18 protein-coding genes are annotated in these 22,140 nt (G+C 37.5%); 9 read left to right on the top strand and 9 right to left on the bottom strand.

Annotation, left to right across the window (positions count from 1 at the left end):
• Positions 1 to 32: 32 nt before the first annotated feature.
• On the bottom strand, positions 33 to 1,799 hold the full coding sequence (locus EHQ70_RS07165) for an alkyl sulfatase dimerization domain-containing protein (protein ID WP_135584901.1): 1,767 nt from the start codon (positions 1,797 to 1,799) through the stop codon (positions 33 to 35).
• A 351-nt stretch (positions 1,800 to 2,150) separates the two neighbouring features.
• On the opposite strand from EHQ70_RS07165, the gene EHQ70_RS07160 reads away from it, so the two are divergent.
• Positions 2,151 to 3,263, top strand: a complete 1,113-nt coding sequence (locus EHQ70_RS07160; protein WP_135584899.1) for a hypothetical protein — start codon at positions 2,151 to 2,153, stop codon at positions 3,261 to 3,263.
• Positions 3,264 to 3,304: 41 nt separating this feature from the next.
• Here EHQ70_RS07160 and EHQ70_RS07155 read toward each other — a convergent pair whose 3' ends face one another.
• The 5 genes from EHQ70_RS07155 to EHQ70_RS18670 form a co-directional block, all read right to left on the bottom strand.
• Positions 3,305 to 4,366 carry an MBL fold metallo-hydrolase gene (locus EHQ70_RS07155; RefSeq protein ID WP_135584897.1) on the bottom strand — a complete coding sequence of 354 codons (1,062 nt, stop codon included), beginning with the start codon at positions 4,364 to 4,366 and terminating at the stop codon, positions 3,305 to 3,307.
• Positions 4,347 to 5,303 carry an SUMF1/EgtB/PvdO family nonheme iron enzyme gene (locus tag EHQ70_RS07150; RefSeq protein ID WP_208729513.1) on the bottom strand — a complete coding sequence of 319 codons (957 nt, stop codon included), beginning with the start codon at positions 5,301 to 5,303 and terminating at the stop codon, positions 4,347 to 4,349. The genes EHQ70_RS07155 and EHQ70_RS07150 overlap by 20 nt, the downstream gene beginning before the upstream one ends.
• A gap of 16 nt (positions 5,304 to 5,319) precedes the next feature.
• Entirely contained in the window at positions 5,320 to 6,981 is a 1,662-nt protein-coding gene (locus tag EHQ70_RS07145; RefSeq protein WP_135584895.1) for a sulfatase-like hydrolase/transferase, read from the bottom strand.
• Between the two features lie 466 nt (positions 6,982 to 7,447).
• The gene (locus EHQ70_RS18675; protein ID WP_244288245.1) at positions 7,448 to 7,801 is read right to left on the bottom strand and encodes a Kelch repeat-containing protein; all 354 of its coding nucleotides are present in this window, start codon (positions 7,799 to 7,801) and stop codon (positions 7,448 to 7,450) included.
• Complete coding sequence (locus EHQ70_RS18670) at positions 7,780 to 8,121, bottom strand: hypothetical protein (protein ID WP_244288244.1); 342 nt, start codon at positions 8,119 to 8,121, stop codon at positions 7,780 to 7,782. The genes EHQ70_RS18675 and EHQ70_RS18670 overlap by 22 nt, the downstream gene beginning before the upstream one ends.
• 435 nt (positions 8,122 to 8,556) lie before the next feature.
• Between EHQ70_RS18670 and EHQ70_RS07135 the strand changes: the two genes are divergently transcribed.
• The 4 genes from EHQ70_RS07135 to EHQ70_RS07120 all read left to right on the top strand — a co-directional run bounded on the left by EHQ70_RS07135 (position 8,557) and on the right by EHQ70_RS07120 (position 11,677).
• Entirely contained in the window at positions 8,557 to 10,167 is a 1,611-nt protein-coding gene (locus EHQ70_RS07135; RefSeq protein WP_135584893.1) for an ArnT family glycosyltransferase, read from the top strand.
• Positions 10,164 to 10,478 carry a hypothetical protein gene (locus tag EHQ70_RS07130; protein ID WP_135584892.1) on the top strand — a complete coding sequence of 105 codons (315 nt, stop codon included), beginning with the start codon at positions 10,164 to 10,166 and terminating at the stop codon, positions 10,476 to 10,478. The genes EHQ70_RS07135 and EHQ70_RS07130 overlap by 4 nt, the downstream gene beginning before the upstream one ends.
• A gap of 26 nt (positions 10,479 to 10,504) precedes the next feature.
• Positions 10,505 to 11,263, top strand: coding sequence for a polyprenol monophosphomannose synthase (locus EHQ70_RS07125; protein WP_135584890.1), 759 nt, complete (start codon positions 10,505 to 10,507; stop codon positions 11,261 to 11,263).
• Positions 11,264 to 11,383: 120 nt separating this feature from the next.
• Positions 11,384 to 11,677 (top strand): STAS domain-containing protein, encoded by a 294-nt coding sequence (locus tag EHQ70_RS07120; RefSeq protein ID WP_135584888.1) that lies wholly within the window; start codon positions 11,384 to 11,386, stop codon positions 11,675 to 11,677.
• On the opposite strand, the gene EHQ70_RS07115 is transcribed toward EHQ70_RS07120, so the two are convergent.
• Positions 11,666 to 13,285, bottom strand: coding sequence for an alpha-amylase family glycosyl hydrolase (locus EHQ70_RS07115; RefSeq protein WP_135584885.1), 1,620 nt, complete (start codon positions 13,283 to 13,285; stop codon positions 11,666 to 11,668). The two genes, EHQ70_RS07120 and EHQ70_RS07115, sit on opposite strands and share 12 nt — an antisense overlap.
• A gap of 93 nt (positions 13,286 to 13,378) precedes the next feature.
• Between EHQ70_RS07115 and speD the strand changes: the two genes are divergently transcribed.
• Positions 13,379 to 14,140: an adenosylmethionine decarboxylase gene (gene speD, locus EHQ70_RS07110; RefSeq protein WP_135584883.1), complete on the top strand. Its 762-nt coding sequence runs from the start codon at positions 13,379 to 13,381 to the stop codon at positions 14,138 to 14,140.
• Positions 14,141 to 14,146: 6 nt separating this feature from the next.
• On the opposite strand, the gene EHQ70_RS07105 is transcribed toward speD, so the two are convergent.
• Both EHQ70_RS07105 and EHQ70_RS07100 read right to left on the bottom strand, forming a co-directional pair.
• Positions 14,147 to 14,710 carry a hypothetical protein gene (locus EHQ70_RS07105; protein ID WP_135584881.1) on the bottom strand — a complete coding sequence of 188 codons (564 nt, stop codon included), beginning with the start codon at positions 14,708 to 14,710 and terminating at the stop codon, positions 14,147 to 14,149.
• Complete coding sequence (locus EHQ70_RS07100; protein WP_135584975.1) at positions 14,697 to 16,226, bottom strand: methyl-accepting chemotaxis protein; 1,530 nt, start codon at positions 16,224 to 16,226, stop codon at positions 14,697 to 14,699. The genes EHQ70_RS07105 and EHQ70_RS07100 overlap by 14 nt, the downstream gene beginning before the upstream one ends.
• A 202-nt stretch (positions 16,227 to 16,428) precedes the next feature.
• Between EHQ70_RS07100 and EHQ70_RS07095 the strand changes: the two genes are divergently transcribed.
• Genes EHQ70_RS07095 through ileS form a run of 3 tightly spaced genes read left to right on the top strand, consistent with a single transcriptional unit; the run spans position 16,429 to position 22,057 of the window.
• A complete protein-coding gene (locus EHQ70_RS07095; RefSeq protein ID WP_135584879.1) occupies positions 16,429 to 18,606 on the top strand; it encodes a hypothetical protein in 2,178 nt (725 codons plus the stop codon).
• Positions 18,607 to 18,619: 13 nt separating this feature from the next.
• A complete protein-coding gene (locus EHQ70_RS07090; RefSeq protein ID WP_135584877.1) occupies positions 18,620 to 19,249 on the top strand; it encodes a leucine-rich repeat domain-containing protein in 630 nt (209 codons plus the stop codon).
• A gap of 60 nt (positions 19,250 to 19,309) precedes the next feature.
• Complete coding sequence (gene ileS / locus EHQ70_RS07085; protein WP_135584874.1) at positions 19,310 to 22,057, top strand: isoleucine--tRNA ligase; 2,748 nt, start codon at positions 19,310 to 19,312, stop codon at positions 22,055 to 22,057.
• The last annotated feature ends 83 nt before the right edge of the window (positions 22,058 to 22,140 follow it).

Here is a 22,140-nt window from a genome sequence, read left to right as displayed (position 1 = left end):
AAGATGAATTTCCTCCGTTAGATGAACTAGATTTACCTGCTTTGGGCTTTAAGGTGATAGGCTTCGGTAGGAATCTGTAACGTCAGGATTTGTTCCTTCGGTGAAAACTTCTTTAGAAACTGAGTAAAAGACAACAAGTTCCCTTTTTTAAATCGAAATTTAAGGAGTGTTGTTGCTGGTGACTTCAACCGAGTTAACATTTCTTTCCAATCTTGAGAATCAAGCTCTACAATCAAATTCGCATCTGTGAGTAAACCAGGAATCACTTCTGCTACCCCTTTTCTTACGTGGATGGAATATGATTCTTTCGTATCAAGAAACACAAATCCGACTTTTTCGTCTGTATTTACGCTTAATTTCGGATCCAAATTCGTTACAAAACTGCTTAAAATTACTTTTACAGGATAACGTCTTAACAAAGCCGGACTTGGTCTTACTTTAATTTTGGCAACAAACTGATTTCGTAATTCGAAAGCTTCCGTTAGATAATAATGTTTTGCATTGGCATTTGATTCAGACGCACCCAATTTTTCCAGCGCTTCTATTCGCAAAGGAATGACATCCGTTAACTTTGGATCATTCCGAAGAAGGTAACCAGAAAGTGTTAATACTGTTTGATATTCTTTTGATTGAAGTTTACTTTTTGTATACTTAAGTAAATTTTCACTTCCACCAGCTAAATCTACAATCAAGTCAGCATAAACCTTTCGATCCAAGGGTTGTAATTCCGCGGAATCTCCACTATACCAACCCAAATTTCCAGTAAATGCCGAACGAACCGACCAAGACACTTTTCCATAAATTTCTTTAAGATAAGGAGATTTTTTTAGATGTTCTGGGAGTTGGATCAATTGTACCAAGTCATCCGGATGGTAACCTGCATTGATACCACGCAGCGACTGATCGTGTACAAATTGTACGGTATCTCGATAATCAGTTACTATATCATAAATATTTGATTTACCTGAGATGGGTTTTCCGTGACTAGGAACCAGGTGGTCCGGTTTTAAATTTCGGATGATATCCAGCGACTCGTACCAATGTTTCAAACTCCGAAACCAAGTTCCACGAATCGTATATAAATTGGGGAATGCTTTATAAATATTATCACCGACAAATAAGATATTTTTTTCTGGATGATAAATATAAATTTGATCGTCCGTTTCACCTGGAGCATGGATCAGTCTCAGTCTTATTCCTGAAACTTCGATATCAAGACTGTCTCGAAACGTTTTTGTTGGAGGAACAAAATCTAATTTTGTATCAGCATTATAACCTTGGTAAGGCCCTATCCCTACATTGACCAAGTCACTTTTTTCTAAATAATTTCCAAACATCCGAGCACTCCTCGTTCCAATGATGGGAGTGGTTTCACTTGCTAATTTCTGAACCGTAGGAAGTAAACTCTCGTGTGCATACACTTCCGGTGATCCATCCGTAACAAATGACTCGGAACCAAAAATATGATCAGGGTGGCTATGTGTGTAAATGATTGCTTTGATTGGCAACGAAGAAATTTTTCGAAAATCTTCTAAAACTTGTTTGGATGCCTTTAACTCGTCTAACGTATCAATGATGATGAGGCCATCTTTCCCAACAAGTAAGATTGAGTTGGCGATTCCATAGCCAACTGCGGAATAAACTCCTGGTGCCACTTCATAAATTTTTTTTTCAAACTCGGCATTAAACTCTTCTAAATGGACATGACCGGAATCATTTACAGCAGTTTTTGATTTTGTAGAATGACAATAGACCAGTAGGATTAAAAAAAAACAGAGGATTAAGGATTTAATTTTCATACAATTCCTTATCAAACAAACCCAAGGTTAAGGAATAAACATAGTTTTGTGAACCAAAGAACGGAACCTTTCCATTTAAACCCAGTACATTGTCCGAATTGTATAATCAATCATCTGTCACTCGTTAGAAATGAAACCATTCACAGGATTCATTCAAGAAGCAAGATAAACTAACTATAATTAGTTGAATCGGTTCGCAGGAAAAGAATGTGGATAAAAAAAAAGATAAATTACTATCTAGGAACTAAGCATTAAATACAATATATTGGAATTATATTCGTAATAACAGATTTCAATCTACCCAATTTGGCTCTTTAGAGAACAGTGTCCAAAACACTACCGAGAGACCCAATGAAACTAATTCGATGGAGCCTATCCCTTACCCTATTCGCAATATCCCCTCTTTTGGCACAATCTACGACAAAAGAACAACCCGCTATTCTCTCCCAAACCAGGGCAGAGGCGCCAAATTCGAAACCTGAGGACGAAACAGCCGACAAGGAAAGATGGAGACTTCTCTTCTATGCAGGTGCCGGAAAGGCAGAAATCCAAACCAATCCCAATATTCCCTTTGCTCACCGAGATCCTAATACCGGGCTGCTTACCAATCCAGGAATTGGAAAAAAAACAGGACTGACCAATGCAGGCACAACCAATTTTCCTTCCGAAGGATCTGGAACCAACCAAGGGACCGTTTTTACTTTGGCTAACGACAAATGGTTGTTTGCTTATGGATATACATCAATCGACTTAAAAATGTCCCCAGCGAACCAAGGAGCAGTTCCCATACGATCCTTTGATTCATCTTCAGAACATGTGGTTAGAAATATACGAGTTGATTATACACAAAAAATTTCTGATTTAGTGTCCGCAGTATTTTCCGTTCGGCAGTTTTTAAGAACAGGAAATTATGAGTGGAACAATGTATTAGAAACAACGAATGTATCAAATCATTATGTTGCCTTCCCAAAAATCCAAGTGAATGACAGTATGAAAATTAATATTTATTCACTTGGTTTCAAATTTAATTATTTCAAAAACTGGGAAATTGAACCTTACTTCCAATACCGTGATGCAAGGTTTTATGCCAATGTATTTTCCACAGTAGGAATTGCACAAAGATCCGATAACTTACTTTTGCCATCTGACCCGGAAGCAATCGGAAATGCATGGGCCTACAAAGGACTCGGAAGTGCCTATGCTCTCCCCTTATACAATTCAATAGAAAAAGAATTTGGAAATGTTGGTTTAAAATTACAATACAATCCATATAAGTTTTTAATTCTTCGATCTGATGTGAGACGAAATCCAATTCTTGCAGCATGGGAAGTAAGAGGATCTGTAACTGTATTTTTAAGTAAGTATTTTGGAATTACAGCAGGTGGGGTCTATGCGGAAGCAGAAATCAATCCACTTAGTTTACGTGGTTGGGAAATTGGCCCTACGTTTACTTATTTGTTTTAATGTTAGAGCCAATCACCCAGGAAGTTACAAACCTATATCAATCATGGTAAAGGAATTTCAATTCTTTTACCATCGTGTCCAATGATCAAATCGCCATGATACACTTTCTGAATTGGATCTTTATAAATTGCTTTGGTTTGGATATATCCTTTCACAAAAGGAATCATATGGGTTAATACTAAAGTTTTTACTTTTGCTTCTTCCGCTAAATTTCCGAGTTCAGTAGCATCAATATGATACAACTGAATATCTTTCATAATTTTTCTAAATCGCTCATGATCAATAGATTCGTAAGCTTTTTCGACTTTTGCAATCATGGATTTGTTCATCACTTCAGAAATCAAATAATCCACACCAGAGGATTGTTTCTTTAAAAATTCCGAATCAGCAGTATCTCCAGAAATCACAATAGATTTACCCTTATACTCAACCCTGTAACCAACAGCAGGTTCCACTGGCACATGGTTTACAAAAAATGCATGAACCACAACTCCATCTTTTTCATATACAATTCTAGAGGATCCATCTGATTTAGGAGAAAACTCATTTGTTTTGGCACCTTTCCACTGCGATGGCATAACCGCCTCTCCATGATGTTTTGTGCGGTAATAATATTCCGATTGATAACTCTTTAAAAATCCATTTACAAGATCCGTAATTCCTTTGGGCCCATACACAGTAAGAGGTTTTTGTCTTCCAAGTAACCAACTGCGATCAATCACTTCTCCTAAGTCTGCAAAATGATCCGAATGAAAATGGGTAATAAAAACAGCACCGATTTCAGAAACCGGTAGGTGTAACTTTTCCATTGCCATGGCAACACCGTCACCCGCGTCAAATAACAAAAACTGACCATTCACAAAAATGGCTGTAGAATTCTGAATGCTTTCCGAAGGAAGTGGAGAACCTGTTCCTGTAAGGACGATGGTGATTTTATCCTTGTTCAAAAGTTCTTTTGCTGCTTTGGCTTTTACAGCTGTACTTTCGTTTACACGACTGATGACAAAACGATCCCAAGAACAAGAGAGTGTGAGTGAACCGAGGGAACAGATAAACAAGAATAGAATCTTGTTATAGAGTGATTTAGTTTGATTTAACTTCATAGTTTTTCCTTTCATATTTTTTGAATTCATTGAAATGATTGCGTACGATTGTTCGAAACCCAATATGGTTACTTGCCAATTGGTCTTCTTGTGGTTGTTTTGCTGCTGCCCTATATCGTTTGCAATAGTTTGACGAACAAAGAAAAGATCCACCTTTGATGGTATGGTATTTTGATTTGTCTAAAGTTTTATCCACAGGCCATGGATCGGCAGTGTATTCCCAAACATTTCCGATCATATCATAAAGCCCAAATTTATTTTTCGCAAAACAACCAACAGGTGATATTCCAATAAATCCATCCTCTCCTTCATCTAAGAAAGGAAATTCACCTTGCCAGGTATTGGCTTCTTCCTTACTCCCATTGGCGGCAGCCCATTCCCATTCCACCTCTGTTGGTAAGACCCGCCCCTTCCATTTGGCATAAGAACTAACATCCTGATAACTCACTGCGACTACAGGATAGGATCCTTTTCCTTCGATGGAAGAATTTGGTCCATCAGGATGACGCCAATTGGTTCCAGGAACATAAGTCCACCATTCTAAATGAGAATTTACTTTACCTTGGTTTGAAGGATTCTGAAAGACAACAGCACCTGGCTGATAAACATCAAACTTCACCTCTTCCGAGTTTGGATTCAAGTTAGTTTCAGCTTCTGTTTGATAACCTGTCTCCCAAACAAATTTTGCAAACTCATCATTGGTAACCTCTGTTTCATCCATCCAAAATCCCGAAACAGTTGTGGTATATATTGGTGATTCTTCAGGATACACATTGGATCCTTTTTCGAATTTTCCTGAAGGAACCCAAACCATTCCAGGAAGATTCGGGTTCTCATTTGATTTCGGATAATGACAAAAATTCTTGGTTCCGAAATAATTTTGAATCAGTGAACACTGCCAAAGAAAACAAAACAATACCAAAATCGCAAATTTCATATTAGGTGATATAAATTCAATTCACCCAATACGTATATTCATCATCGGCTTCCTGTTTTTGATCTAAAGTTTTATCAATCGAAACAGGAAATTCAATGAACGAAGGCCAAAGTGGTTTCGGCATTTGTTTGTTATAATGATCTAATAAACTATCTAACTTCGCTAACCTATCTGGAAATAGAGAAATAACATTTTTCTTTTCTAATGGATCCGTGTCCAAATGGAATAACCATTTCTTTTTCGGACGTTCTGTTCGAATCAATTTCCAACCTTCTGATTGCACTGTTTGGTAATAGCCATCACTCCAAAATAGTGGTCTTGGTTTTTGGATTGCCTGGCCTTTTAAATAAGGAAGAAGATTCACACCATCAATCTCTCTATCTAACGGTAGTTTCACGCCAGCAGCATCTGCTACAGTAGGCAAAATATCAATATTCGTAATTGCATTCTGGTATTTTGTACCTGGTTTGATATGGCCTGGCCACTTTGCCACATAAGGAACGCGAATCCCACCTTGAAAGAGAGTCAGTTTCCAACCACGGTATGGTGAGTTCACATCGGGTAGTCCAATATAATTAGGTGCTCCATTATCACTTGTAAAAATCACAATCGTGTTTTCATCCAAACCTTCTTCTCTGAGTGAATGCAAAATTTTTCCAACACTGCGATCAAGGGAACGAATCATACTCAAATACACTCGTTTCCGATGATCTTTGATATGCGAAAGAGCATCATAATCTTCCTTACTTGCTTGTAAGGGAGTGTGTACGGCCCAGTGTGCTAAAAATAAAAAGAACGGTCTATGTTTGTTTGTTTTGATTACCTTAACGGCTTCATCCGCAAAATAATCTGTCAAATACCGACTGGGTTCAAACCAATTACCACCGTTATAACTCACACCAAAACGCATATTGGGCCATAAAAACTGATCAATAGGATCGAAGTCTTGTTTAGAATTGTAGACATTGGGATCATCAACAGGAAGATACAAACCACTCTCCATAAACAATGATTCGTCAAATCCCTGTTTGTTGGGTCTCATTTCTTCCGTACTTCCCAAATGCCATTTTCCAATATGAACTGAATGATACCCTCGTTCTTTCAAAACTTCGGCAATGGTAATTTCCGAACCAGGCATCCCTAACTCATTAAAACTTTTGGACTTTTCAGCCTTTTCTTTATCAATCACAACGGGATACAAACGGCCTGGATCCGCATACAAATCTGCACCCACTCTTGCGAGAGCACCTGGTGTCGGAGTAAACTCGACTCCAAAACGAGAGGGATACCGACCTGTCATTAGAGCCGCACGAGAAACCGTACAAACTGCACTCCCCGAATATCCAGAATCAAATCGCACTCCGTCTTTCGCTATGGAATCAATATTAGGCGTGGGAACACCAAGGTCCGCATAACCACCACCATAAGTTGTAACATCATTAAAACCTAAATCATCTGCCATAATTACGACGACATTTGGTGGGCGAGTTTTTAGTGTTTCTTTTGGATTCTCTGGTCCCACTAGCCATGGCACAGGATGGTTCGGCTCTCTCGGATGACGAATGTCTGTGATCCAACCAAGAGAATAACGGAGTAGTAGCAAACGATTGTAATAAAGAATACCAAGAATGATAAAAAGAACAAAAAAGGTAGAGAGTAGAATTTTAAAAAGTTTCATCAAAAAACAAAAGTCCTCTGAATGAAACTAATCCATCTCGAACCATTACGCCAAGAGTTAAGTGAAAGCGAGATTTTTATAAAAAAGAAAAATCACAAAATCCATCCAGTCCAATGAAAAATCGAACAATGAATTAAACAGAGTTTCCTGTTTGTGAATATTTGACTAAACTATAATCTAGGAAAGTTACAGATCTGAACATAACAGACAAAATATTCTCTAACAATCGTATCTTCTGTTTTACCGGGGAAGTCCGTTTTGTTAAGTAAATAACAATTTAAAAAAGCTTCTCCTCTTTTTTGTGGAGTCTTCTCTACCGTTTTATTAAGATAACAATTCATAAAACCAAATAAAATCAATGTGATTAAAAAATTATCTTTTAACATCATAGAATAATTACCGGATGAACAAATGTTTAATTTAAGACTGGTTTAGTATCCTATCAATTTCGGATGGTCACATCTTTTCACAACTGACCATTTAGTAAACGAAAACCGCCATCAGAATTTACTTCGCAACTCCTAATTTGACCAAATTGATTCGCACCACCACAGGCAATAATTAAATTTCCAATTAATTCAAAAGTATTTGTTTCTGGATGAAAAATTTCTGCTGATTTTAATTTTTCTGATTGTTTTCCAAATCCACCTGTAATGAGTACTCGACCATCATTTAATAATGTAGAAGTGTGATACGTTCGAGGAATATTCATTGGTGATATGATTATAAATGAATTTGTTAACGGATCATATATTTCTGAATCAGAAAGAATGAATCGTCCATCATAACCTCCCATAATTAATACTTTACTATTTTGCAAAGTGACAACTTCATGTTGTACTCTAGGTGATGCATCGAACCTATATAACTCACCTGATCCTCAGTAAGCTTATAAACGTTTGCGGTGGCATATGTTTTTTGGCTGTTTCCTCCAACTAACAACACTTCTCTTTCTGAATATTTTGCTGATCGCTGTTGTTGTACACCGAATGGAGAAAAATAATCATAGAGAAAAACTAAACCCAAAAGTTCTTCTTCGCGATTCTTTTCCTTTTCTACATCAAGGACCAGAATACATTGGTTGAAAATTAATAAACAAGGGAAAAATAGCAGAAATTTTCGAATGATGGTCACAAACAAACCTTTACATTCCTAAGAATACAACATCACTTCCGTTTGGCGATTACTTAATTTCCTCCATGTTACCGTTTTTAAGTATTTTTATACTCTTTAATTTTTTCATATTCTAAATTATAAAAGTTACCTCCAAATGATCCCAGCTATAACCGTAAATTTAAAATTTAGAATCCATAAAAATCTACAGGGTAGCGAAAATACCACTCCCCAAAGACCCTACCCGCCACCCAATAACACTGTTCAGAAACGAACACCCAATCCAAATTCAGAGTCTATCTCGATCCCACTGGACTGAAATCATTTGAGAATCATTCACAATACGAAAACACCTCAAAACCTAATAAAAACCTAGTTTTTTAAAAAATTCCATTCGTTATTTAAAATTTAAATACATTGACTGACCAGTCAGTATCTTCGTTTATGGAGAAAAGGGGCGAAATGTTTTTTATTCTATTTTTGATTCTTTCTGTAATTTTCGCCGCAAGTATCGGTGTTCCCGATCTCATCTTCCCACAGGGAGACGAAATCATGCACATTCGTTCCATTCGAGAAAGTTTGGATCTGGGAAGTTATACTCTACCAGTCCTATCCGGCCTCCCGAACCCTTATAAACCTCCACTTCTATTTTGGTTGGGGATGTTCTTCGATCGAATCTTCGGTGTGAGTTATTTATCAGAACGACTTGTTTCTTTTTTCTTTGGGATTGGGACTTTGGTTCTTTTTTACAAACTCTATTTCTCCATTAGTAAATCTTCAAAAGAAACAAAAATAGCAACATTTACCTTTGCTTTTTCTTTTCTCTCTCTAAAATTTTTTGGAATACTTATGATGGAAGGAGCAATGGTATTTTTTACATTGCTTTATGTTTTCCTATTCTACCAAACCAAAAAAACCAAAAACTTAAGTTATATCGTTTGGGGAAGTTTCTTTGTAGGATTTGGATACTTACTCAAAGGACCAATCCTTCATATCTACATAGTATTATTTTTACTAAGTTATCTATACATCAGAATGGTTCGAGTGAGAAAAGGAAAATTTCAAATTTCTTTTTACCCACTGAATGAAGAAAAACCAATACTCCTATTGTTTAGCCTTTCTCTCATCATACCGATTCTTTGGATTTCGTATTTATATCTATTTACCAGTTCAGGAAAAGAACTTCTCAGATTCTTTTTTATCACTGAAAACATGGGAAAATTTTATGCCGCCAACCAATCGGGACTTAGAATTTGGGGAGGATGGCTTCTATATACAATTCCATTCACAATCCCTCTATTACATAGTTTTTACCTCAGCGTAAAAAAAACCTCAAACAAAAAAAATCAATCTTTTGTTATGGTGATTGTAGTATTCCTGGTACTGGTTACGGTATTTCATTTATTGCCAAACCGTAAAGACCCGTACTATGTGACTCCATTTGTTGTTTTCCTTTTTTTGATTCCTGCATTGAAAAAAGAAAGTTGGGAAACACTTATACTTTCCCATTTCAATAAATATTCAATACCAATCATATATTTTCTTTTCGCTGTCATTGCAGTGGTCTTAAGATTACCTGTATTATTTGCAATTTCACTTTTCGGAATCATCATAACATTAAGTGTTATCTTTGCTACGAAAGACAACAAATTTCAATTTTACGGAATTTTTATCCCACAACTACTCCTCGTACCAATCACGATGATGTTCCTTCTAAGGCCTATGTCAGATCCAGATATCACCAAACAGAACATAAACGCTGATGGAAAAGAAATTTGTGTTATAGCGGAAAATCCTTGGACGGCCATGGATGTACAAAACAAATTCAAAAACTCCAAAGTGAATTTTGCATTACCATTAACCTATAAAGAAACCTGTGGCAATGCGGAAATCTTAATCAATTTCCATGAAGACACCACATTTACAGAGAATTGGAAAAAAGAAACATTTTGGTTTCAATGGAAACAACATCTAAATTTAAACTCAGACCAGGTCATTCGTGCCGTAAGAGGAATGAACAAACGTTTTTTCCAATCAGAGGTTAGTGTTTGGAGTAAGGGGGAAAAACTATGAAAAAATATGGAATTCTTATTTTCCTTTTAGTCATCGTAACTCTTTGGGACTTCTCTAAAGACAATGCACCTAAATTTGGAATCAAAGCAAAAACTGGTGAGTCACAGGAATGTAAACTTCTTTGTGAAAAAGCAAGTCTCTGTTTAAACGAAGACCAAAAAAAATTACAGGATCCAAAAATGTATCAGTTTGCTTGTGAAATTCTTTGCACCAAACAATACCAATTGTTTTCCGAATGTTCCAAGGCCATTGCCGATTCCTGCACCAGTGGCGAGTTATGTATCAAAAATCAAACAAAGGGGCTTTTTTAAAAACAAAAGAAGTTAAATGACCAGTCATGCAAAATAAAACAAGTATTATACTACCAACATATAACGAAGCCGGCAATATCAAAAACTGTGCTGAAACCATTTCGAAAATTTTAGAAAAAGAATCCATCGACTTTGAGATTGTGATCGTGGATGACAATTCCCCTGATGGAACTTTTGAAGTTGCGAAAGTCCTTGCCGAATATGACAAAAGGATCAAACCCTTTGTTCGTACAACAGAAAGAGGACTTAGTTCGGCAGTTACTTATGGGTATGGGAAAGCAGAAGGTGATAATTTAGTTGTCGTTGATGCAGATTTTCAACATGACTATACTAAAATTCCAGATGTCATTCGTCTACTCGGTGAAAACGATATTGTTGTGGCTACTCGTCGAAGTTCCGATGGAGGTTATGGAAACTTTCCCATCTTTCGGAAGTTAGCAAGTCAATTTGCGACAAAAATTTCTGAATGGATATTTCCCGTCCCTATTTCGGATCCCATGAGTGGTTTTTTTGGAATTAGAAAATCCATTTATTTGGAAACAAAAGGAAAACTCCATCCCAGAGGTTATAAAATTCTTTTTGAAATTTTGGGTTCAGTTCGTACGGAAAAAATTGCAGAGGTGGGTTATACCTTTGGTTTACGTGCTTGGGGACAATCAAAACTAGATTCTGGTGTGATCTTTTATTTTATATGGGATTTGATTTCGATCAAATGGAACCAGTGGAGGTCATCACACTCTTTCCAATTTCGATCCAAAAGAAGAAATTCACACATCCACCCATAATGAAACTTTAGGGTTTCCCAAGAAAAGATTCGAATTATAAAAAAATTTCGATTCTTTTTTTATCTTCTATACCCTAAGGTATTTTTTCCTTTTACCGTTTATCTATTTGTGAGGGACAACATGGTCACAAAAACGGTAGAGGAAAATTGTTATCGCATAGAAGAAAGTCAATTGGATCTTTACTCTGCGGCAAGCCTAGAAGAGGACATGACAAACATCTTCCAAAAGGGAGTCACCTCCCTCTACTTGGATTTTTCTAATGTAGAAGAAGTGTCTTCGTCCGTACTCGGACTTCTTCTATATAAAAAAATGATCTATAGAAAACAGGGAGTCAGTTTGTTTCTGATCAATGTAAATCCTCAAGTTTTCAAAATCTTAAAAATTTTAAACCTAAGTGGGCATTTACTTCTTTAAACGAGACTCAAAAACCGCTCCCGAATGGGCAGGAAGCAGCAGGGTTCCCGCTTGGACCAAGGCTCCACCAAACTGATACAACAACTTACAACCTTTTGCTAAGGATTCTTTCCTATCCTTCTCGCCGAAGTTTAAATAAATAGTAACCACCTTTTCTCCGAGAACCCTTTCAAAACACAAAACCTCAGAATCACTTGTGGATTTTGTAAACAAACTTCCTTCTCCAATGACCTTCGATCCTTTCCGGAGATGGAATAAAGAGCGGTAATGATTCCAAAGAGAGTCTTTCTCTTTCCTTTGTTCACTGACAGTATCTGAAGTTTTGAATTTACCAATAGGCAACCAAGATTTTCCTTTTGTGAATCCTGCTTGGGGACTATCATCCCATAACATAGGCAGACGGCAATTGTCTCGATTGATATAAATCCCGAGTAAATTGGATAAAAATAGAGGAACAAAACGATTCATTTTTGCAATAGGATCTTTTCCAAAAAAATTGGAAATCCTACCTTCTTTCCTCGCAATTTCTTCTCCGTAATATACAATGGGAATTCCCCTAGCTAAAAATTGAAAGGCAGAAAGGACTTTAGCTTTCCGAACATCACCACCTAACCGATCAATGTAGCGCCTTTGGTCATGGTTTCCTAAAACATACGTGGGAGTAAATGGTGCCGGAAAATCTTTTTCATTTTTTTCCAATAGGTCTTTAAAAAACTGAGCTTGGTATTGAAAATGAATCAACTCAAACTGAAAAACCAAACTGAGTCCATCTGCCTTTTCCCCTAAAAAGGATTTTAGAACAGAATCAGATCCACTCACCTCCCCAATTAGGAAAGGTTTCTGTTTGTATTTGGAAATATGTTTACGAACTTCCTTCGCAAATAAAAAAGATTCGGGTAAGTTTAGGTTGTATGTTTTTTTTTGAAAGAACGCCTCATCATGGTTATCTGGCGTTGGGAAAAATCTAAAACTAGAAGGATTGTTTCTGAATCCCTCGTCCTTATAAATCGAATTAAAGATATCAAGACGAAACCCATCCACACCTTTTTTTAACCAAAAATCCAAAACACCAAACATCGCTTTTTTGACTTTGGGATTACGATAGTTCAAATCCGGTTGGAAAGATAAAAAATTACTATAATAAAATTCGTCAGTTAGATTGTCGTAGTTCCATCCAGAAGTACCTACCATAGAAATCCAATTATTTGGTTTTTTCTTTGTTCCCTTCCGCCAAATATAAAAATCCCTTTTCGAACTTTCTTTAGAAGATTTGGATTCTAAAAACCATGGGTGTTTGTCCGAGGTATGGTTCATTACCATATCCAGCACTACTTTCATCTTTCGTTTATGAATTTCTTGAATGAGTTTGTCACAATCTTTCATTGTTCCAAACCGAGGGTCAACCTCTGTATAATCAGAAATATCGTATCCAAAATCCTCTCCTGGACTTTTGTAGAAAGGAGAGAACCAAATGGTTTCCACACCTAAATCCTGGATTTGGTCCAAACGGGTTAGAATGCCCTGTAAATCGCCGATCCCATCCCCGTTCGAATCCTGAAAGGACCAAGGGTAAATTTGGTAAATTGAAGTTTGTTTCCACCATTCCATTTTGTTTTCCATGACTTTTCTAAAACTTTCTCGTTATTTCAGTTGCTTCTCATCGAAATGCCGAATTTCTGTTCTTTATACAAGCAGGTGACAATGGATAAAGAAAAAATCAAACTTTCCGGTTTTAATAATCTCACAAAAGTTTTGAGTTTTAACCTCTACGATTTTTGCATCACTCTCGATGACGAACAAAAAGGTAGATACGTAAGTTATATCCACGACAAATACAATGCTAGCAAAATTACAGAAATCTCGAAGGAGATTGTCAAACGAATTGATGCGAATATCCTTTCTGTCTCTGCACAAGACTACGATCCTGTAGGTGCTTCTGCTATGGTTCTAATGAGTGATGTCAAAGGTGGCGGAAATCCTATCCCTACGGCACAAGTCAGCATGCACCTAGACAAATCACATATCACGGTTCACACCTATCCCGATGCTGCCGATACCGACGGAATTTGTTCCTTTCGTGTGGACATCGATATTTCCACTTGCGGCGAGATTATCCCTCTAGACTCTATTAATTTTTTGTTCGAAGCTTTTGAGTGTGATGTGGTTTATATTGATTATGTAGTTCGTGGATACACTAGATTAGCGGATGGTAGAAAAATTTATAACGACCATCACTTTAATTCTATTTTGGATTTTATCAAACCAGAACTCAAAAGAAATTATACATTTTTGTCAGACATCAATATGCCACAGGACAATACTTGGCAAACAAAGATGATGATCAAAGAACTGGGGCCTGAAAATTATCTTTTGAATCCAGAAGATATTTCACATCCAGATGTTCCAAACAAAATGAAACTACTTCGTGAAGAAATGAAAGAAGTTTACCATATGATCCACTAATACTAATTAATTGGTATTAGACTCAATTTCTTTCTGAATTTCCAACCATTCCTTCTCCCCCAATTTCGGTATTAAATACAAAACATCGCGATTGGGAGGAATTAAAAAAAACTGAGTTCCATGTTCATCTCTTTTTTTTAGTGAAGGATGGACAGGTAAATAAGCACCTAACTTTCGATAAAAACTTATCTCCTCTTCTGATTCTGGGCGAAGAGCTTGGATGTTTAGACTTTTTCTATAATAAAACAGATAAGATTCTATATCTTCTTCGGATTCATGGGGATCGGTAACCAAAAAATAAAACGAAGTTTTTACCTCTGGAAATCTTTCTCCAAATCGGCGAAGAGCCTCTAAAGCCAAAGGACATTTTTTACCACAACCCACAAGTCCTGGATAAATCCAAATCCAGGTATCTTTTGGTTCCTTCGCAAATTTTTCCGAACAAAACGTACAATTTACAAACCGACTTTTCCCAGCAAAGTGGACAATCACCACACTTAAAGTTAGGAGTAAAAAACTCCCCAAAAGAAAAAGTCCAAGGTTACGAAAGAAGGTTTTATTTTTTGTCATGTCCAATCATAGCAGCCAAAGTTTCTACCGATTCCTTTAAGCCATGAAAGATCACATTTCCTTTTTCAATAAGAGAAATCATTTTAGAACTAGTTCCTAAATTTGTTTGTGTTTTGACATTCAAATCAATGATCGAATTTGAAATATCATCCATACTTGTGGATTGTTCCTTACTCGAAATCTGCATTTCTTGAGCGATTTGATCCAAGGTAGCCAGTGCATTTTCTTGTCTTTCAAAAGCAGAAAGAGTTCCTGTAATTTGTGCCGTGAGTTCTCCCATTCCCACTTCTGATGCCAGAATGGATTTCACAAAACTTTGAACTGTTTGGTTGATTTGGTTGGATTGTTTGAAACTGACTTGGATGGCAGATTTGATTTTTCCCGAAATAGAAGAGATGTTTTTTGTAGCTTCTGCTGTAGAGTCTGCGAGTTTAGAAATCTCAGAGGCAACCACAGCAAACCCTCTTCCCGCATCACCAGCACGGGCTGCTTCAATGGATGCATTTAACGAAAGTAAGTTGACTTTTTCAGCAATGTCCGAAATGAGTTCTAAAATTTCTTCCATCTTTTCAGAATCATCCACCGCCACTTCCATAGATTGATAAAGCCCCGTAAATTCACTTTCTGTTTTTTTGACACTGTCCGCGGACTCTTGGATTTTTGTTCGCATCACGTCTAGTGAAGTCACAAACCCCTGGCTTAAAACAAATAAGTTATGATTTAATTCTTCAACAGCTTTTACTTCTTTAATTTGGCGATTGGATCCCTCCAAAATCAATTGGCTGGAAGCTGCTGTTTCTTCCGTAGCAGCAGAAATGGCTTCAATCGAAGAGGATTGGGTTTTGAAGGAAGTTTCAAATTCAAGGACCTTCTCGGAGATAAGTCCTGAGTTTTCGACAAAGGTTTGGGTTCCTGAGGAGACTTTATCAATAGCAGCTGTCACACCAGCAATCACAGTTTCTAAATTGGATTGTGTTTCGATTTGTTTTCGAAGTTCCAAAACAGAACGATATGAGAAATAAATCAGAATTCCTGTTTCAAAAACGACAAACAAAGCATGAGTGAGAACAATATCAAGACCTGTTCCATAACTATAAACCATAACTTTGGTTCCAAAAATCACAGTTCCAAATTCTTGGATATAATTTCCAACTAAGTGGTGTATGGCGATTGTTAAAGCAGCAACAAAAAGAACTCTCCAATCTTCATAAACAAATAAAATGGCAAGAGCACTGAATACATGAAAATGCATTTCGATTCGACCAAATTGGGCTTGGATCAAAATGGCACTGAACATCATAAGGGTTGCCCCATTCCAAGCTCTTAGGAAAAAACTACCCCTTCCTAATCTATAAAAAACAAAGGAAACTAGGGAAAGAACAATGGCGGATAAAGTAACAACTGTCGTTGCACCATAACCTAGGGAGAGAAAAAAAACAAGGGGTGTGTGAGCAAGAATTGCCCAGAGAAAAAAGGTATCTACTTTCTTTTGGCGTTCCAGTAGAACCGCGGCCAATCTATTTTGCATATAACAAGTAGACGAAAAAAAAGAAAGATATGTCGCCGAAAGCCAGACCCCAAGGATAAATAAGGAAATATTTTTCCTCTCAAATTTGCCATGATTAACATACCTTTTCAAGAAAGGAAACTCGCGGGACAAAACTTTCTCTCTTGATTTACGGAAAATAGGTTTTGATACTGTTCGCAGAAGGTATATTTTGGAATCATTCTCAGAACCCACAAATTCAGAAACACCACTCACAGGTGAAACTACGGAGCCTTCGTTTTTCATTCCATTGCCCAAAAACATTGCGAGTTACTCGATGACTTCTCAGGCAATTTTAGAAGAACTGCGAGTGCGCCATAGAAGATTGGAAATGCATGGCAGTGCCGAGATCACTCCCTCCTTATTACTAACAGTAGATTCCATTCCTGAATTACTGACAAAACAAGTTCAATTAACTGACTCACATAAATCACAATCTGCTATCGCCGAAGCCTTCAAAGAACTTGCTGGCCTAACAGAACACAACAAAGAAGCTGTTGTGTATTTTTATCCCTTCCTTTTATCTGTAGATCAAAAACTGACCATGCGTGTGAGTATGATTGCTCCGCAAAGCAAAGAAAAAACGGATATTGTCCCTTTTCGCAGAGCTTGTTTCAAATACAGCATTGATTTGGTTGACCAACTTTTGAAATCAAGAGCTGGTAGAGAATTTGTTTTGGAAGAAGAAAACCCTGGTGTTGGCCTTGTTCGTTCTGACCAAAAAGGTAATACTTATTTTTTCCCCACCAAACTTGGTTATGAAAGTGAACTAGAATCGATGATTCGTAAAACCATGGAATCCTTTGGTTATATTCCCATGAAGGACTTTGTAATCGATGTAATCACAAGAGGAAAAGAAACAGCAAAACTTGTAGAAATCATTCCTGGATACCATCTCATTCTGCCAAATGGATCACATAACCCTGAGTATGCGCGTCATCTCGCAGTCCAACTCGATGGACTCAAAAATTTTTCCTTTCCTTATCTGAAAAAATATGCCAACGAAAACAAATACTCCGGTTTTTTAGACAAACTCTTAGATTTAGAAACCAAACTACCCAGAAAAACAGAAGAACTTCTGAAAACAGGAGTTACTTTAGTTCCAGAAATCACCACCCTCCTTCAAGAATTTCCTTTTGATAAAATCACAACGGATGAAGGCAAACGAGTGGGTCACTCGATCAGAGAAAGCCTTATCATTTTGGATAAACTTTCGAAACGACTGAGGGAACAAAAAAAAGAGGATGCAGAAGAAGCGGTTACTTCTCTCATTAAACGTCTCGGAACAAAAATTGAAGACAATACAACAAATACCCTCACTCTTACAAAATTAGATTTAAAGTCGGAGATAAAATCTTTAGGTCTCAAAAATGAATCAGAGGTAACAAAGACAATCGCAAAAATTGTATCCTCTCTTTCCGAAACCTATGGTTGTTTAGAAATGAAAGAAGAAACATTTCATATTCTCTTTGCCTTAGACCAAAAAAAACTTTCTAAGGTAGAGGCCAACACCCTAAGCCTTGCAAAAACCGATTCTAATTATCGAAACGAACTTCCGATACTCGACCAAATCCGTGTGATTCTAAAAAACAGATCGGATGAAAATATAGACAAAGAAGAAATTCCAGAAAAAGAATTAGAAGAAGAAACGGATAACAACCAAACCCGTTTCGATGAACCACGAATTTCTTTTTCGGCTCTCCAAGAAAAATTTCATGTTCCGATTGGAGTTTTTAGTTTTTTGGCATTAGCATCTTTAACCACGGTGGTTTCGCTACTCATTGGTTCTTTGGAATACATAGTCAGTGGTTTTTTTATGAGTTTCCTTGTAGGTTTATCTCTTGGTTATCTCTATCGGAATGATGGAAAAAAGAAACAAGTTCCAGATAAACAAATACCCACATCCACATCTCCTAAAGAAAATCGAACCCTAGGGATCGCCAAGGTAGCAGAAGGATTCATTTATCCCAAAAAATTCAATAGCATCGCAGAGAAGGTTTATGATTTCAAAAGGTTACGAAATCATATAGAAGATTGTGTAGAGGATATCAAAGTCCAACTGCCACCTGCCGATGGGAAAAAGGATGTAAACAAAATTGTAGCAGAGATCGAACACGCCATCATACAAATCTCTGTAGTGATGAAAATTCCAGAAGCCATCCAATTAAAAAACAGACCCAAGGAACTCATCATTTCCAAAGCAGACTTTCGCACCATTTTATTTAGAACGCAACTCGCTGAGTATTATAGAAAGGAAGCAAGTATCTATAAATCAGATCGTGACCAAATGGATTACATCCAGTTTATCATTCGAGAATTAGAATTTGGCTATAATAAATATCTGAAATGATAAAATTGGTTTTATGAAGTCTTTTATTTACAAAACACTGACAGTCCTTTTTCTCACCTCCCTAGTTTTACAATGTAATAAAAAAGTAGTGAATGCGGAAGAATGGATTTTAGAACATAAAGAAGACCGTGTCCTCAATCTTTCCAACAAAGAATTTGGAGTTTTACCCGCATCCATTGGGAATTTAACAAAGGTAGAAGAACTCACTCTCCAATACGATTCATTACAAGTTCTCCCTAAAGAAATTGGAAATCTCAGACAATTAAAGATTTTAAATCTTTTTGGAAACCCCATCCAAACTTTGCCAGAAGAAATCGGGAACTTAGAAAACTTGGAAGTTTTGTTACTCGGAAGGACAGAACTGAAGGAAATTCCCGCTGTCATCTCGCGTTTGAAAAATCTAAAAACTTTGGCCCTAGACGAAACCAAAGTGCAACTAACAGAAGCTGATGTGGAAGTGATTGCCGCCCTTCCCAACTTAGAAATTTTAGACCTCACTCTCATGCGAGAATACAAAACCCTCCCCGAAAACCTGGCAAAGTTAAACCACCTAAAACATCTAGTTTTGCAAAAAACCCTACTGGAAAAATCGGATGTGGTGAGACTTCGGGACGAACTCCCGAAAGTTCGAGTCAAACTCTAAGAACTTAAAGATATTTTTTCCGTTTTCTCTTTGGCCTAGACCCCAAACATTGGTCTTAATATGGCCAAACCAGAAACGGAAAATCCCTATTCTAAAACGGTTCTCCTACCGCAGACCAACTTTCCCATGAAAGCCGACCTGGCAAATCGTGAACCAGGTCAAATTAAGATTTGGAAAGAGAAAAAAGTCTTCCAAACCATGAAGGAGATTCGTAAATCCAAACCTTCGTTTGTATTACACGATGGGCCCCCTTACGCCAATGGAAATTTCCATGTAGGCCACTCTCTCAATAAAATTCTAAAAGATATCATTGTTAAATCCAAAACCCTTTCTGGTTTCCAAACCGACATGATTCCTGGTTGGGACTGTCATGGTCTCCCGATCGAAGTACAGGTGTTAAAGAATCTTGGAAAAGAAGCAAGGAACACAAGTCCGAGTGAACTCCGAAAAAAATGCCGTGAGTATGCAGCAGAATTTGTAGGGAAACAAGGCGAAGACTTAAACCGATTCTTATGTTTCTGGGAAGAAGATCATAAATACCTAACGATGGCTCCAGAATTTGAAGCAAGGATCGTAGAAGTATTTGGATCTCTATTTGCTAAAGGATATATCTACAAAGGAAAAAAACCAGTGTATTGGTGTATCGATTTGGCAACGGCTCACGCGGAAGCGGAGATCGAATACCAAAATCATGTTTCTCCTTCCATCTATGTAAAGTTTGCTGTTAAGGGAGAAAAGGAAACTTATTGCCTGATCTGGACAACCACACCATGGACACTCCCTGCAAACCTTGGCATTTGTTTTAATGAAGATTTGGACTACTCTCTTTTCCAATCCGATACACACGGAAGGCTCATCCTTGCCGATGGACTCAAAGAAGCAGTGGAACAAAAAACAGGGATCACACTCACTAAGATCAAATCTTTAACGAGTGCAGAACTTGGAAAGATGACCTTCTTACACCCGTTTATTGATCGTGAATCCATTCCTCTTTTTGGAAACCATGTGACACTGGATGCGGGAACGGGTTGTGTTCACACGGCCCCAGGTCACGGAACCGATGACTACCGTGTGGGAACAGCAGCAGGCCTTCCTCCCCTTTCCCCAGTAGATGATTACGGCCGTTATACAGACGAATTCGAAATGATGAAGGGGATTAAAATTTGGGATGCCAATCCAAAAATTGTGGAACTCCTCCGCGAAAAAAATGCCCTAGTCCACTACTCTGAATTCACTCACTCCTATCCCCATAGTTGGAGAAGTAAAAAACCTCTAATCTTTCGAGCAACCCCACAATGGTTTTTTTCGATCGATCATGCGGATCTTCGCGAAGATTCACTTAATGCTATCGACAAAGTCCAATGGATTCCGGATTGGGGGATCACTCGCATCCGTTCCATGGTGGAATCTAGACCTGACTGGTGTTTGTCGAGACAAAGGAACTGGGGAGTTCCCATCCCATCGTTCACTTGTAAGTCTTGTGGGTTCACTCACCTTGATGACAAAACCATAGGACATTTCATCCAAATTGTCAAAAAAGAAGGAATCGAAGTTTGGTATGAAAGGGATGCAAAAGACCTTTTGCCAGAAGGAACCAAATGCTCCAAATGCGGCTCCGATGACCTAAAACAAGACAAAGATATTTTGGATGTTTGGTTTGATTCTGGAGTTTCCAGCTTTGCCGTGTTTGGTGATTCTTTGGACAAAGAACCAGCGGATTTATATTTGGAAGGATCAGACCAACATAGAGGTTGGTTTCAATCTTCTCTTTGGCCGTCCATGGCCATCAGAAAAAAACCTCCTTATAAATCTGTTCTCACCCATGGTTATGTGTTAGATGAAAAAGGGCATGCTATGTCCAAATCTCTTGGAAACGTAATCAATCCTACAACGGACATCATCAACCAATACGGAGCCGATATCCTTAGGCTTTGGGTATCCACCCAAGATTTCCGCGACGATGTCAAAATTGGAAAGGATTCTATCAAAACAGTAGCCGAAGCCTACCGTAAGATCAGAAACACTTTCCGTTATCTTTTAGGAAACACAAAGGCAGAAACCCTTCAGTGGAATCTAAAAAAAGAAGATTTAGAAGAAATCGATAGATACTATCTACATAAACTTGCGAAACTGAATGAGGATGTGAAAAAACTTTATGAGAACTACCACTTCCATCAAGTATATCATCGAGTTTTGGTTTTCTGTACGGTAGACTTATCCCAAGACTACTTTGAAATCATTCGGGACAGAATGTACTGTGATGCCAAGGATTCTAAAACCAGAAAATCTTCTGAATATGCGTTAGCTGTCATTTTAGAAACCTTGTCAAAACTCCTCTCCCCCATCCTTTCTTTCACAACAGAAGAAGTATGGGCTGAATTTGGATTAAAAGACTCTGTATTTTATTCTGATTTTTCAGACTTATCTTCCTTACTTGATTCCGATTTAGAATCTAAATTAGCACCAGTCTTTCAAACCAAAGAACTGGTACAAAAAGCCTTAGAAGAAGCAAGGAAATTAGGAAAACTTGGGAAGTCACTCGAAGCTGAAGTATTAATCTCCGGAGAAACTTTGAAAGATACAAAGTTTTCTAAAGACGACCTTAGCCTATTCTTTGTGGTATCAGAAGTATCCTTGGATCGCAATGAAATTAGCGAAGTGTTCTCGGAATGGAAGGGAGAAAAAGATTCCATCCAAATTCGTAAACCCCGCCACCACGAATGTCCAAGATGTTGGCGCCATGTTTCAGAAAAAGAAGGCAATCTTTGTGTTCGTTGTGAAGGAGTTGTTTCCAAACTTTCACGTTAAGGTTACAAACAAAATCGTAAGTATAATTTATCGCTTTTTGATTATACTTACGATCATTCTTTCTCATAAAAAATACGGACTAA

Origin of the sequence: Leptospira congkakensis (assembly GCF_004770265.1) — a bacterium.
Taxonomy (GTDB): domain Bacteria; phylum Spirochaetota; class Leptospiria; order Leptospirales; family Leptospiraceae; genus Leptospira_A; species Leptospira_A congkakensis.
This window is presented reverse-complemented; position numbering and strand designations above follow the sequence as displayed.